Origin of the sequence: Levilactobacillus enshiensis (genome assembly GCF_007115095.1) — a bacterium.
Lineage (GTDB): Bacteria > Bacillota > Bacilli > Lactobacillales > Lactobacillaceae > Levilactobacillus > Levilactobacillus enshiensis.
Genome location: NZ_SULH01000006.1, coordinates 83,548 through 97,450 on the forward strand (window position 1 = coordinate 83,548; position 13,903 = coordinate 97,450).

The 13,903-nt window shown below is 50.5% G+C and carries 12 protein-coding genes; 5 read left to right on the forward strand and 7 right to left on the reverse strand.

Annotation, left to right across the window (positions count from 1 at the left end):
• The first annotated feature begins 434 nt into the window (after positions 1–434).
• The 5 genes from FAY32_RS07645 to ppx are packed head-to-tail and all read left to right on the forward strand — an operon-like array spanning position 435 to position 6,542.
• Positions 435–1,043 carry a DUF5067 domain-containing protein gene (locus FAY32_RS07645; protein ID WP_143462855.1) on the forward strand — a complete coding sequence of 203 codons (609 nt, stop codon included), beginning with the start codon at positions 435–437 and terminating at the stop codon, positions 1,041–1,043.
• A gap of 22 nt (positions 1,044–1,065) precedes the next feature.
• Positions 1,066–1,887 carry a LicD family protein gene (locus FAY32_RS07650; RefSeq protein WP_143462856.1) on the forward strand — a complete coding sequence of 274 codons (822 nt, stop codon included), beginning with the start codon at positions 1,066–1,068 and terminating at the stop codon, positions 1,885–1,887.
• A 26-nt stretch (positions 1,888–1,913) separates the two neighbouring features.
• The gene (locus FAY32_RS07655) at positions 1,914–3,443 is read left to right on the forward strand and encodes a Ppx/GppA phosphatase family protein (protein ID WP_143462857.1); all 1,530 of its coding nucleotides are present in this window, start codon (positions 1,914–1,916) and stop codon (positions 3,441–3,443) included.
• A 2-nt stretch (positions 3,444–3,445) separates the two neighbouring features.
• The gene (locus FAY32_RS07660) at positions 3,446–5,605 is read left to right on the forward strand and encodes an RNA degradosome polyphosphate kinase (protein WP_263862547.1); all 2,160 of its coding nucleotides are present in this window, start codon (positions 3,446–3,448) and stop codon (positions 5,603–5,605) included.
• A 1-nt stretch (position 5,606) separates the two neighbouring features.
• Positions 5,607–6,542 (forward strand): exopolyphosphatase, encoded by a 936-nt coding sequence (gene ppx, locus FAY32_RS07665; RefSeq protein WP_143462859.1) that lies wholly within the window; start codon positions 5,607–5,609, stop codon positions 6,540–6,542.
• A gap of 514 nt (positions 6,543–7,056) precedes the next feature.
• Here ppx and FAY32_RS07670 read toward each other — a convergent pair.
• The 7 genes from FAY32_RS07670 to FAY32_RS07700 form a co-directional block, all read right to left on the reverse strand.
• Positions 7,057–7,818, reverse strand: a complete 762-nt coding sequence (locus tag FAY32_RS07670) for an ABC transporter ATP-binding protein (RefSeq protein ID WP_143462860.1) — start codon at positions 7,816–7,818, stop codon at positions 7,057–7,059.
• Positions 7,799–8,767 (reverse strand): iron ABC transporter permease, encoded by a 969-nt coding sequence (locus FAY32_RS07675; RefSeq protein WP_143462861.1) that lies wholly within the window; start codon positions 8,765–8,767, stop codon positions 7,799–7,801. The genes FAY32_RS07670 and FAY32_RS07675 overlap by 20 nt, the downstream gene beginning before the upstream one ends.
• Positions 8,764–9,657, reverse strand: coding sequence for a heme ABC transporter substrate-binding protein IsdE (gene isdE, locus FAY32_RS07680; protein ID WP_143462862.1), 894 nt, complete (start codon positions 9,655–9,657; stop codon positions 8,764–8,766). Before isdE ends, FAY32_RS07675 begins: the two co-directional genes overlap by 4 nt.
• An 11-nt stretch (positions 9,658–9,668) precedes the next feature.
• The gene (locus FAY32_RS07685) at positions 9,669–10,457 is read right to left on the reverse strand and encodes an NEAT domain-containing protein (RefSeq protein ID WP_143462863.1); all 789 of its coding nucleotides are present in this window, start codon (positions 10,455–10,457) and stop codon (positions 9,669–9,671) included.
• Positions 10,450–11,685, reverse strand: coding sequence for an NEAT domain-containing protein (locus tag FAY32_RS07690; protein WP_143462864.1), 1,236 nt, complete (start codon positions 11,683–11,685; stop codon positions 10,450–10,452). The genes FAY32_RS07685 and FAY32_RS07690 overlap by 8 nt, the downstream gene beginning before the upstream one ends.
• A 267-nt stretch (positions 11,686–11,952) precedes the next feature.
• Positions 11,953–12,717 carry an NEAT domain-containing protein gene (locus FAY32_RS07695; RefSeq protein WP_143462865.1) on the reverse strand — a complete coding sequence of 255 codons (765 nt, stop codon included), beginning with the start codon at positions 12,715–12,717 and terminating at the stop codon, positions 11,953–11,955.
• A 280-nt stretch (positions 12,718–12,997) separates the two neighbouring features.
• Positions 12,998–13,306, reverse strand: coding sequence for a hypothetical protein (locus tag FAY32_RS07700; RefSeq protein ID WP_143462866.1), 309 nt, complete (start codon positions 13,304–13,306; stop codon positions 12,998–13,000).
• Positions 13,307–13,903 lie beyond the last annotated feature (597 nt).

Consider the following 13,903-nt stretch of genomic DNA (forward strand, 5'->3'; position numbering starts at 1 on the left):
GTACAAAACTGGTAAACCGGTATCTAGCGACCACATAACTTACATTGTAGTCCTATGACAGCATTAGTTTAACCTTGTCAGCCTGTCAGTTATTCAATTCGAAAACGTGGTCATTTGACCAAGTCGCTGATCGTTAGTGAACAACCCTTATAGTGAATTTAGCTACAAATAAACCTCAGCTTAGCTGCCCATCCGTAATAGTACCCGATTACTAGACCAACTGCCATTCATCTGCTGTCATCTGCGCCGGATATTAAGCAAATATTGGAAATTCTTAACTATCTGGCATGGCAGGGTCAGTTTCAAACCGAACCCTAAGGCCATTCCGCAAGCTACAGGTGGTTCCCACGGATACCGAAGTTCCGAGTGTTCTATTTGATTTGCTTCCAGATGACAGCGCTTAATCACACAAATTTCCAAGGGGGAAAGTAGTCATGTCACACGTTAAAAATATCGCCGCTTTGGGGAGCCTGCTCCTATTGCTAGCAGGTTGCGGGTCACCCAGTCAACAAGAACCGGAAACGGGCAGTCATCGGCAATCCGCATCGACCACCGCTCAACGTTCCAGTTCCAGCTCTAATTCTAGTTCCAGCCAAGCAACCTCATCCAAAAAAGTCAGCGCTAGCAGCTCATCGCAGGCGAAGACTGCCACCTTTAGTCAGCAACAATTCACCATTAATCACGTCACGTTCAAGCTGACCGGGGAAAAGGTGACTGCCAGCGCCACGGCCAATCGAAACTTGTTTGTCCTCTATTATACGGTGACCAACCATCAGGCCAAGGAGATCATTCCCGCCGACATCTGGCAGGCCGCCGTTAGTGCCACCCAGAACGGCAAGAAGTTGGGCACCGGCAACCTGGCCTTCACCACCAGTCAGACCACGGACAATAATAAATTGAACCGGACCGTGATGCCCGTCAAGGCTGGTAAAACCGTCACGGGTCTGGCGACATTTGAACCCAAGACGACCCAACCTGTGACTATCACCTTCAAGGACACCCATCATCAGGTCGTTCACGTCAGCCATTACCCACTCAATTAGCGTTTCAGGAAAGGACTCACCTATGCCGCGTTTAATCGATCGCATTCATCAAGTCGAACTGGGCAATCTCGCCCAATTCATTCAGCTTTGTCACCAACTCGACCTCCCTTACTTTCTCATGGGAGGCTCGCTACTGGGCGCAATTCGCCATCAGGGATTTATTCCCTGGGATGACGATGTCGATGTGGGCCTACTACGGACCGATTATGACCGTCTGCTAGCCCAGGCACCCCAGTTACTGGCCGATACCCACTATTTCTTACAAACGCCCACTAGCGACGAAAATTACGGCCTCAGCTATGCCAAGTTACTCGACCGCAACACTTATATTGAAGAAAAAAACAACGTCAACAATGCCCGTAAAGGTATCTTTATCGACATTTTCCCGTTGGACCGCATCCCACTAGATACCAGTCTGCAACGGGAACAAATGGCCAAGTTTCAACTGCTGAACACCCGCATTCTCTTCCAGCTACGCTACCATTTGGTCGATAATCCCTTACGTAAACTGCAAAGTCCACTGTCACCGGAACAGCTCGCCGAGACGGCTGCGTTGAAGACCGAACGCGATGCGGTCATGACGCAATATCAAGACGACACCTCACTCCTGCAGGTTAAGAATCTCGCATCACAATATGGCTACATGAAAGAGGTCTTTCCCGTTGCGGAGCTAAGCGACCTAACCCCCGTTCCTTTTGAGCATCTAACGGTTCAGGTTCCCGCGACATATGCTATCATTTTGACGCGTATGTATGGCGACTACATGGCCCTTCCGCCGGAAAATCAGCGGACTGAAAAGCACTTGGAACGGGTGATTATGGATAATCAAGTCTTTACCGACTAAAAATATTAGGGAAAGTAGATGAGTTTATGGCTGATGATTATTTTGGCGCCATCCTAGTAAATGTCTCTAGCATGGAATTATCGATTGTTAATCTGAAAACAGGAACCCAAATTGAACGGGTAAAATCGACCGTTGCCATTGGGGAAAATATTTACAACCATGAAGAAATCGATTTTGAAACCGTTGCTGATGCTGTCGAGGCCCTTCGTGGGTTTCTCCAGGTCATCAAGGACGACGGTGTGACCAACTACCGGATCTGGGGCTCACAAGCCCTCTCCACGGCACCCAACGCCGAGTTTATTCGCGATCAACTCTTTGTTCGCACCGGTTTACACATCGAGTGGCTCTCTTTAGGAGAAGAATCCTTCGTCCGTAATGAGGCGATTGCCTTGAACCTCACCAACTACGCTGACCTCGTTCAGGATCACGCCGCCATTATTGGGCTGAACTCCGGGAGCACGACCTTGTCCTTCTTTGGCAATGGCAACCTGGTTGCTTCACACAACATGAAGCTTGGCCCCATCCGGATCAAGGAAGTCCTCCAAAATCTGCGGGCCACCGCACCCAATCCGGTCGATGTCCTCGACGACTACATCAATAGTAAGGTCGACGACTTCTATCGCTTCTTGCCCCATGACCTGCGGACCTCTTCCAATCAAGTGATTCTCATTGGGGCCGCTCCCATAAATAATTATTTTATTCCCAATGACCAGATCAGTCACACCTTGTCACGCAAACAATTTACTAAGTTTACAAACGAAGTGGCCGGGGCCTCGGATCAGTACTTAATGGAACGCCTACATCTGACCGAGGAGAACGTTGAACTGGTCTTACCAGAAGTCTTATTGATTCAAAAGCTGCTGACCGTGGTTCACGCGGACAAGCTCCATCTGGTCAACCTCAACGTACTCGATGGGCTAACCACCAACCAGGCCATTGAAGCCGGCTACCACAAGTATCACTTTGAGAACCAAATTCTAGCGGCTGCCGATGATCTCGCCCACCGTTACCGCGTTGAACCGCATCACATGGCCTTGGTTCGCAAATTTTCCTTGCATTTATTTGATCAATTACGCACGTTACACCACCTGACCTCGCGTGACCGACTATTACTACAAGTCGCTGCCATCGTCCACGATATCGGTGGCTTCATCGACACCCACGAACACTATTTGCACTCCGATTACGTGCTAAAGCAATCCGAAATGTTGGGGCTGTCCGCCGAGGAAACGCAGATCATCGCGGCCGTTTCTCGCTACCACAGCACCCGAACGCCCGCTGAAGATCTGGCCCACTTCCGGTTGCTAGATCCTGAAAAACGCCTGACGGTTGCCAAACTATCCGCTATCTTACGGCTAGCAGACGCCCTGGATGACGCCCATCAACAGACCATCCAGAAGATCTCCGTCTCCGTGCGCACCAACAAGGTCATCATCACCGTCTTCAGCGACGACGAACTGTCATTGATTCGCTGGGCGTTTAACTATAAAGCTCAATTTTTCACTGACGTCTTCGGGCTCCAACCCGTATTGAAACAAAGGAGGTTACACAAATGACATTGGACTATACAAAACCTAAATACTACACCAACCGGGAACTCAGCTGGCTCGACTTCAACGACCGCGTTTTGGAGGAAGCCCGGGACAAAACCATTCCCCTGCTTGAACGGGTCCGTTTCCTAGGAATCACCCAAAGTAACGTCGACGAATTCTTCATGGTCCGCGTGGCCTCACTCTCCAAGTTGGCCGCTGTTAATTACCCCAAGCCGGATGCCTCCGGAATGACTGCCGAAGCGCAGCTGCTAGCCGTTAACGCGAAGGCCCACGACCAAGTCGTTAAGCAATACTCGACGCTCAACCGGATGCTGCTGCCGTTGTTGGCTAACCTGAACATCCACGTTCTCACGCCTCGCGAGTTAACACCGCAACAGTACAAATTCATTGAAAAATACTTTAACGATGAGATTTCACCGGCCCTCACACCCATGGCCGTCGATAGTTCGCGACCATTTCCATTCATCGGCAACAATACGTTGAACATTGCGTTGCGGCTCTACAAGAATGGTGACAAGAAGGACAAACGGTTTGCCACCGTTCAGGTCCCTGAGATTTTCCCCCGGACCGTTAACCTCCCCGGTGCCGATAACGATTTCATTATGCTGGAGGATATCATCAAGACCTTTATCGGCAACCTCTTTATCGGCTATCAAGTCAAGGAAGCGGCTAACTACCGGGTCATCCGGGACATGGATTTAGACGTTGCCGAAGAGGACACGTCCGACCTGCTGAAGGAAGTCGAACAGCAACTGAAGAAACGGGAACACGGTGGTGCCGTCCGACTGGAAGTCGAAGCCGGGATCAGTCAATCACTACGAGAGCGCTTGACCTCATCGATCAAAGTTCCCGAATATGCTGTCTACGAGATTGGTGGCCCCATCGACCTGACTTTTCTCAGTAAACTGACCAAGCAGATCGACGGTCATGCCGATGAGAGTTACCCCAAGTTCACCGCTGCCCGGACACCTGGTCTCCAGCCCGATGATGACGTCTTCAAGACCATTCGCCAACACGACGTCTTGGTTCACCACCCCTATGACACTTTCGCGGCCGTGACCGAACTGATTCGCCAAGCCGCCTGTGACGATGGCGTTCTAGCCATTAAGATGACCTTATACCGGGTCTCCGCGAACTCCCCGATTATTAAGTACTTAGGAAATGCCGCGCAAAATGGCAAGCAAGTCACCGTGTTGGTCGAAGTTAAGGCGCGTTTCGATGAAGAAAACAACGTTCACTGGGCCCAGCAACTAGAAAAAATGGGCTGCCACGTCATCTATGGGCTGATTGGATTGAAGACGCACTGTAAGCTGACCTTGATTGTCCGGCGAGAACCGGACGGCATTCGGCGCTACATGCACATGGGGACTGGGAACTACAACGATGTCACTGCCCATTTCTACACCGACCTCGGCCTAATGACCACCAACACCGATATGGGGATCGACGCCTCCAACATTTTCAATATGCTGTCGGGCTACTCGGAGCCGCCATACTTCCACCAGTTGCACATGTCGCCAGATGGCATTCGGGACTTCATCACGGCGAAGATCGACCAAGAGATCGTCAATGCCAAGGCGAACCAGCCCGCTTGGATTGAAATGAAGATGAATTCCCTGTCTGATTCGGCCATGATTGCCAAGCTCTACGAGGCCTCCCACGCGGGGGTTCACGTCAAACTACTCGTGCGGGGAATCTGCTGCCTAAACGTGGGTATTCCCGAAATCAGTGAAAATATCGAAGTTCACTCCATTGTTGGCCGGTACCTTGAACATAGCCGAATCTACGGCTTCGCCAATGCTGGCGACCCGCAAGTTTACTTATCCAGTGCCGACCTCATGACGCGGAACCTTAACCGCCGGGTCGAGCTGCTCTTCCCAATTTTACAGTCCGACTTACGCCAAGCAGTCTTTGATATTTTTGCCACGCTCTGGCATGATAACGTCAAGACACGGGTCCTGCTAGCCGACCGGACCTACACCCGTGTTGACCGGCGGGGTCTAGAACCATTGGATGCACAGGAAGACTTTATGGCGCAAGCTACAGCCCGGATCAAGGCTGCCACCACCCATCATGCGACAGCGACCAACGCCCCCCGGCAGTTTAAACCGATGTTGAGTCCCAAGAACCAACCAAAATCCCCTATTGATCGGAGTCCTGAATAATATGGAAAACTTAGTCGTCATTGATCTGGGATCGAACTCGGTCCGAATGACCATCAGCGAGATCGACGATGCCGGCAACTACAAAACCGTTAACCAAGTCAAACGCTATGTCCGGTTGTCAGAGAACATGGGGGATGAACAACTCCTCCAACCCACTGCCATCGACCGAACGTTGGCCGCATTGGCCGACTTTAAAACCATCTATGACCAGCTTGAGCACAAGCAAATCAAGGCTGTAGCTACGGCTGCGGTTCGCCAAGCCAGCAACCAGAAACAGTTTTTGAAACAGGTCAAAGAAGAAACCGGCTTGACGCTCACCGTCATCTCTGGCGCTAATGAAGCCCGCTACGACTATCTGGGCGTGGTTAACACCCTCCCAATCGTCAACGGCCTGTTGGTCGATACCGGCGGGGCATCATCCGAATTGATTCTAGTGCAAAACCGTCAAATGAAGCAGGTCGTCTCCATTCCGTTAGGATCTGTGACCCTCTCACAGGCCTACCTGGAAAGCGACCGCATTCAAGCCGATTCCCTATTCTCTGCCATGACCTTCGTCAACAATGTCTTGAACGATGTCTGGTGGCTCAGGGAAGCTGCCAACCTGCCCGTCATTGGGTTAGGTGGCGCCAACCGGACGCTGGCCAAGATCAACCGCCGCAAGAAAAACTTTCTCAACTTTGAAGACGTTCACGGCTACAAACTCACGGCCACTGACGTTTACGCCACACTAACGCAACTGTTAGGACTCGACTTAGCTGGTCGAAAAAAGGTGCCCGGTTTATCTAAGGATCGCGCTGACATTATCATCGGCGGCCTAATTCCAGTTGCCCTGCTCATGCGGCTCCTGGATTCACAACAAATCACCTTTTCTAATGCTGGCTTGCGAGATGGTATCCTCTTTGACCGCATCAACGAGATCAAGAGTCATCCGGAATAGTTTCCGGTTGTCGAACATTAAATTAGTCTAAAACGATCACCTGCGGCTGTCAGAGATTCCGCCGGCTGTGGGGACCGCCTGCGGCCTGAGAAACGGTCCTCCGGCTGGCTACATCTCTGACCTCCTCCGGTTACGTTAGCTGATTACCCTGATAACGATGTAATCAATCGTTGGTATGACAGTATTTAACCATAGTTTTGGCCTACCAGTTGCGTAGCCGTGAATGAGCAAAATTTGGCGAACGGTAAGGCGGTAATTTAACACTATGTTGCCAATATTTCAGCAATTGGATCTACCAAGGTAGGCAGATGTTTTTAAATTTACAGCCTTTAGATTCTTACAAAAAAGGAGTTGTTTCAGCCCTTAACGGTTGAAAACAACTCCTTTTGTATTTCGATTTAAAGGTTGAATGCTGAAATTCAGGGTCCATCCCCATAATGATCAGCATTCATACCATTAAGTTAGTCTCAGTATCACCTGAGAACGCAATGTAAGCTGGTGGTTGTTCATCGCTCTACGCCTCTGGAATCTGTACAATGTAAGGCCCCAATCGCGGGACGTCCACGATTTCAATCGGCGTTTGGAATGCGTCAGCCAGCAGGTCTGCTTGTCGTAGATCTTCTGGTTGACCTTGCGCTATCAACCGACCCTGTTTGATGAGCCAGAGCCAGTCGCTGAACCGGAACGCCTGATTGATGTCGTGGAGCACCTGAATCACGGTGATGCCCGTAGCTGCCAGTTGGCGGAGCTGGCGCATCAGGTCTTGCTGATAGTGCACATCGAGATACGTTGTGGGTTCGTCCAGCAGCAAAACCGTTGGCTCTTGTGCTAATGCTGCAGCCAGCCAGACTCGTTGTTGCTGCCCACCCGAGAGGTCTTGCACGTGGGTGGCTGCTAACTGCGTCAGACCCGTTACTTTGAGAAATGGGACCACCTCATTTGGCGAAATTGCCTGTAGCAAGCCGTGATAGGGCAAGCGTCCCGTCTGAACGACCTCACTGACCGTCATGTCATCGTATAGCTGATGGTGCTGGGTCACCATGGCAACCTGTTGGGCAAATGCTTTAGCTGTGTACTGGTCCACCGATTTCCCCGCTAGTGTGATCTGCCCACTGGCCGCAACGAGTTGGTGGGCCAACAGCTTTAACAGCGTTGACTTGCCTGCGCCGTTTGGACCGATGATGGTCGTCACTTGACCTGGTGGAAACGTCCCCGTGACATCCGTGATACCCGTATTTTGGTGCGGGTACTGATAACTAACGTGTTGACAATCCATGTCGTCCCCGCCCCCGTTGTAAGAGAATAATGACAAATGGGCCCCCGATAACGGCCATCATGGTTGCCGCCGAGATTTCACTGGGAACAATCACTGTGCGTCCCAGCGTATCCGCTGCCAACATGAGCCAAGCCCCGGCCAGCATGCTAAACGGAATCACCGATTGATAGTCGTGGCCCACTAACCGCCGAGCCACATTGGGGACCACAATACCGACAAACGGGATTGCGCCAACGACCGCCGTCACGCTGGTTGCCAGGTACATCCCCAGCAACAGCAGACTCCAGCGAATCACCTTGACCGGTACCCCAACATTTTTTAGCGCCGCATCTGTCAGCTTTAAATAGTTTGCCCAGGGCGCCACTAACAACGCTGCGACTAAGCCAATGACGCCTAGAATCAGAAGCGTCGTGGCATCCGCCCACGTGAGACCATTGAACGTACTGTGACTGACCTGGGTTGCACCGCTGCTGAGCAACCGTTGCAAGCCCACAAAGGTCGCATCCAGGGCGACCCCCACAATGATCAAGCGGTAGGGGTCGGCCAGCGCACGGCCACTAGTCAAAATAACCAGGGCAATGAAACCGCCCAGCAGTGCCATTACCCACGCACGACCAGGCAGCCAAGGCAAGAGCATGGCCCCGCCCAATTTGAAGAAATCCGCCGCCGAGCTGATGCCCAAGATGCTGGGATCGGCAATCGGGTTCCGAAAGACAGCCTGAAACAGTGCCCCAGCCACGGCCAAACTCCCGCCGCACACCAGGCTACTCAATATTCGTGGTACCCGTAACGAAAAGACCGTGACGAAGGCCTGGCTGCCAGGGTCGCTAAGGGCGATGCTTAGTTGCCGTGGCCCCAGCCATACCGTCCCGGCCATAAGTGCAATCACGATGGTCACCAGCAAGAGGATTATGACCCCACCGTACCACCAACTGGCGTGTTGCTTCATGCAGCCGCCCCCTTCGGATACAGCCACCGACTGACCTGATTCAGCGCCGTCACAACGTGCATATTAGCGGTCGCGTCAAAGGTCGGTTCTTGGAGATCATAGACGCGGTGGTGCTTGACCGCTGACGTTCGTGACCACATGGTATTTTGCTTGAATTCTTGATTAAATTGCTTCGTTACCATGGCTGGCATCGCATGTTCCAGTCGTAAGATGACTTGCGGGTTAGCCTTCTGGATCGCTTCATCGTTCGGTTCCATATACTCCTGGGTCTGACTAGTAAAGACATTCTGACCACCTGCCAAATGGACCAGATCACCCACATAAGCATGATTGGTCGCAATCATGTAACTGGCCCCCGGAAGGCCCATCAGGACCAAGACCCGCGGTTTTTGCCGATTCTGGGACCGTTTTTTGGCCCGTTGCTTCGCTTGATCGATCTCCCGTACCTGTTGCCGTGCCGCAGTCTGTCGATTATACCGCTTCCCCAGTTGCGTCAGGGTCTGCTCAAGGTGGGCCACACTCGTCAGGTCAAGGAAGTGTGGCGTCACGTGCTGGGCCTTAAATGCCTTACCAAACTGATCATCAAGTGTCGTGACGGAATAAACGGCCGTGGGCTTTAGCGCCGCAATTTTTTCCACACTAGGATTCATGGGATTGCCCACCTTCGCCAACTTCCGATAACTCTGGGGCAAGGGATTACTGGTCGTGGGTACCCCCACTAAAGGTAGATTCAGCTTGTCGGCAATCTGAACGATAGCATAGGTCGTTGCGACGATTCGTGGCTGATGACGTTGGGCGTGCTGACGTTGCCAGGCAATGCCACCACCAATCAGACCAATCACGATCAAAACTGCCAGGGAGATGAGTCCCACTTTTCTCGGATCTTTCATGATGCCACCCCCTAGTGCCGACCGAAGTACCACCAACTACCACCACCGACAAGAACCACAATGGCAATTGCACCACCAATTAGGCCACCCCAATGTATCTTTTGTTTGGGGACTTGGTCCGCCGCACTGGTTGCCTGGGTTTTGGTTGACGATGATGATGCTGTTGGTGCTGACTGACTGTGCCGACTTACGCGACTGCTATTACGCTTAGCCTTCGCCGTGGGCTGCTTAGTCGATGCGGGTTGCACCGCATGCGACGACTTCTTAGCCGCAGGTGTCTGCTTGGTAACGGTCGCACGGGCTGGTTGTTTGACCGCCTGTGACTTGTGACTAGTAGCCGTTTTGGTCGTCTTGGGGGTCATTAGTGCCGGTAGCCCCTGCGTTTTAAATTTAAACGAAATGTTATGTGTTGCCTTGTAGACCTTGGGCACGTCAATGTAGAGTTTGGCGTTGATATCGTGCTTCAAATCGGTCGTGGTAAACGAATAGTATAAATGGGAATTACCAGCACTGTCTTTGGTCTTGCGGACATTTTCTGGTGCGCCGCCGTTGACCGACAACACCTTAACCGGCCAATTCGTTAACTTTTTGGCGGTCTTAATATCCATCGTGACCACGTACGCGTGATTTTTCACGGTGACTTGCGCTGGGCGGACAAAGTACCCGCTCGCCATCGATGTCTGCGTCGTTCCATATTTCAACGCCGAATACGAAATGGCTTGCGCGTGGGCTGTGAGTGGTAAGATGCCCACAACCATGAGAAATGCCAAACCTAAGCCCCATTTGATTACTCTAGACATGGCGCTGGCCCCCTCGAATCAACAGAATGCCTGCGAGCAAGCCGACCACGCCCACGAGTGCTGCTGAGGATTGACGTTCACCGGTCGCTGGCAATTGTTGTTTGGCCGTCTTAGCGGTCTTATGCGTGTCACGCGCCGTGGCCATCGCCGCTGGCTCAGCTGCTCGTTGCGTCGTTGTTTTCTTAGGCAGTGCCGCAACGGCTGCAGCCTGTTGTTGCGTCTTGGACCCGCTGGCAGCAAACTGAAACCGCACGGGGAACGTCTCATTGATGTGCATAATAGGCACCGTCACGTGAATTTTGCCTGGAATCAGACTACGCGTGAGGTCACTGGTTCGTTTGATATTGAACCCATAGACCATGGTATAGTTCTTACCCATTTCACTGTAGGTCACCTGACTATCCACAATCTTTTGACCGTCGATCGACTTCGGCACCACGGCCTCCGAGCCTAATTTCAACGACTTGGCGTAACTGACCATGAGGGTCACGCGGTAACCACCATCAGCCGGTGTGACGCGGGCAATGCCGGTGTAGTACTTATTGGCGTCCGACAGACTCATCTGATCACTCTTCAAGACCTGATACTTCCAGTACTTGTTCTGTGCGGTTGTCTTAGTAACCGCCGTGGAACTACTCTTGGTGCTCGAACTCGTTTTAGTTGCCGATGATGGCTTCACTGACGTTGATGAACTGCTGGTCGCTACCGATTGACTGCTAGTCGTCGTGGCCGCTTGCGCTAGCGTCGTGGCTTGACTTAAGAGCTCAGTCGTCGCGGTTTGACTGCTCAACTTTTCGGCAGCCGACCAAGCTAGCGTCAGGCAAGCTTTTTCGTTCATTGCTCCCACCGGCGTGGTCAGTTGAAAGGCGGTTGTGAGTGGACTCGTCTGTTTCGTCAAATTAAATTGGTAGATGGCCTGTGAATCGATCTTCTTGACCAACGTCACGGTTTGATTATTGACCTTCATCGACTTGATGTATTGCGCACCATTGGAAGTGAGCAGAACGGTATAGTGGTTCCCATTAACGCGGACCACCGCCTGCTTGCCAAAAAACTGATTAGCATCCGATGTTGCATTGGTTTTTTCCTTAATTATTTTGACGGGGACCTGGTAGATGCCGTTACCGCTAACTGCGGCTTTGGCCGTCATACTTTGGCCCCAATTGACGACTAAAATCCCCCCTATCATGATTCCTAGTAGCTGCAATAACCGTTTAACCCAGTTCATGGTTGCTCCCCCATTCGTTATAGTTATGCCCAACTTAAGGCACACCGAACACTATGTATGCAACCGTCATTTAGCCGGTTGCCACTCATGGTTCAATTATAAAATTAATTGCTTACTTAAATTATACCAGGATTGACCTGTAAGGGCGGTGGTCATTATCCGCACAAATCGCCACTTGCTCCTTTAGGCCCGACTAACTGGTCGTTTTTTCACATCCGCTTGCATTTAGTAAAAAACCACCACCTTTTCTGGCAGTGATTTTTACACTTACTTGACGATTACCGTCTTGGTAACAGTCTTGTACCCGGCTTTAGTTGCCGTCACTTTTAATTTCCAGTTCTTCTTAACGGCCTTCTTCAACTTGACCGTGTAAGCGGCTTTCTTAGTCGTCACCTTGCCTAACGTGGTCTTCCCGCGTTTGACGGTAACTTTGGCCCCTTTAGTCGTGGTGCCATGGATCTTCTTAGCCTTGTTCTTGACCGTCTTGGTGGACAACTTCACCTTGGCCTTGGCTTTAGTCGTCTTTTTGGTCGTCGTTGCTGGCTTAGACGTGGCTTTCAACGTGCCGGTCTTAAAGGCTAACGTCGCCGATTCCTGCATGGTCACATCTTTTCCATTCATGGGAACCGTTAACTTAAAGCCCAGTACTTGGTTCGCCGTGAGATCGACGTCACTAAAGGTGTACGTATTTCCCGTTGCAGCTTTAGTGACCTTGGCTGTTTGCTTCCCCAAAGTGAGCCCGTCTATGTAGTTTGCCGCCGCGGCGGTCGCCGTTAAGGTCACGGTTGCCTGCTGATCCTTTACGGTAACCTTAGCTTCTGGATTGAAATACCCAGCCGCCTCAGAAGCGGTCGTAGTTCCCGTCTTGAAAATATTGAAACTAACGGTGTACGTGCCGTTGGCTAGTTTCGCTGGGTTCAAAGCAGCCGCTTGAACCTGTTGGGTTGGCGTTACAGCTTGACTCAAAGGGATGCCGGCCCCCACACCAGATAACATCAATAAAGCACTCATCACAGTCAGTGATTTTTTCACGATAATCCCTCCAAAGTAAAAACTAGTAAATATATTTATGAATCCGTTTTCATAGTAGCACGATTGCTCATCAAGCACCACAATTTAGCGCCTAAATCATTAAAAAAAGGAAACGGATTTTTAACCGTTTCCCAAATAAATAGTCAAATTCAATTTTGAAGGATTAGTCACTTATCGCTTGATTGATAGGAATCACATGATAAATAGCTTTGAAAACGTTTATTGCTATTGCTAATGATGTTGTACGATTCTGAGAAAATAAGGAACTGCTGAGTAAAATCTACCCAATATGATTTTCATGCAGGATGGCATCGACTTCTTTTTGTTGTGCTTCGGGTTTCGCCCATTCCTGGAACTCTGTAAAGTCCTCAGTGGGCATCTCGTAATTCTCGTTTACATAGTCCTCGTAAGCCTGAACGTGGGGCGTATGGGCAATGTTCAATTGAAGAATCCGGACTTGTTTGATCAATTTTCGTTCAACCGCTAACTCTGCCCGTCCGTTTTGAACCATATTGCTGATCTCCATGTACTTGCTACCATCCAGTCGCGTAATTTCTTCGATCAATGTAAACGTTTCGTGACTTTTCATTTCAACTTACCTCCGTACAATGTTTGGCTGCCCCATAATCTTCGTTGCCAGTCACTTCTGACCGTCACTGATCCAGTCAGCCCAATAGGTCTAGTATACCGTGATTTTGGGCAAAACAAAACCACTACCAGGGAATGGCAGTGGTCGGCATAAGAGAGAAAGAGAATTGATTAGAAGGTAATTATTAATACCTTACAGGTAATAATATACCCATTTTTGTAAGCGCTGTCAATAGGTTTCTGAAAATAGTTACTATTTTTGACTGTTACTTGGGATTATCAGTTGGACTACTAACCACTTACCCTCTACTCCTACATGGGTTTTGCCACCACCAGACGGGGGAAGTGTTGGAACGCAAAAATATTTAACTTTCGTGCCGTAATTGAAAGCCACCAGCGTTATTCCATTTATACCACCCAATTGGGGGACAAATAAAAGAGGCCGGAAAGCCACGCCTCCCGACCCCGCCATTTAGTCTTCACCAAATGAGAGATAAAACCTCTATTCAATTCATTGGGAAATCAAATAAAGGGGTAAATAAATGGTAACTTAAAGATACCACGTCACATGTTAAAAATCTATTTGTTTTATCATTAT

Coding starts and splice junctions, on each gene's coding strand:
- FAY32_RS07645 (WP_143462855.1), top strand. CDS start 435: ATGTCACACGTTAAAAATATCGCCGCTTTGGGGAGCCTGCTCCTATTG.
- FAY32_RS07650 (WP_143462856.1), top strand. CDS start 1,066: ATGCCGCGTTTAATCGATCGCATTCATCAAGTCGAACTGGGCAATCTC.
- FAY32_RS07655 (WP_143462857.1), top strand. CDS start 1,914: ATGGCTGATGATTATTTTGGCGCCATCCTAGTAAATGTCTCTAGCATG.
- ppx (WP_143462859.1), top strand. CDS start 5,607: ATGGAAAACTTAGTCGTCATTGATCTGGGATCGAACTCGGTCCGAATG.
- FAY32_RS07670 (WP_143462860.1), bottom strand. CDS start 7,818: ATGGATTGTCAACACGTTAGTTATCAGTACCCGCACCAAAATACGGGT.
- FAY32_RS07675 (WP_143462861.1), bottom strand. CDS start 8,767: ATGAAGCAACACGCCAGTTGGTGGTACGGTGGGGTCATAATCCTCTTG.
- isdE (WP_143462862.1), bottom strand. CDS start 9,657: ATGAAAGATCCGAGAAAAGTGGGACTCATCTCCCTGGCAGTTTTGATC.
- FAY32_RS07685 (WP_143462863.1), bottom strand. CDS start 10,457: ATGTCTAGAGTAATCAAATGGGGCTTAGGTTTGGCATTTCTCATGGTT.
- FAY32_RS07690 (WP_143462864.1), bottom strand. CDS start 11,685: ATGAACTGGGTTAAACGGTTATTGCAGCTACTAGGAATCATGATAGGG.
- FAY32_RS07700 (WP_143462866.1), bottom strand. CDS start 13,306: ATGAAAAGTCACGAAACGTTTACATTGATCGAAGAAATTACGCGACTG.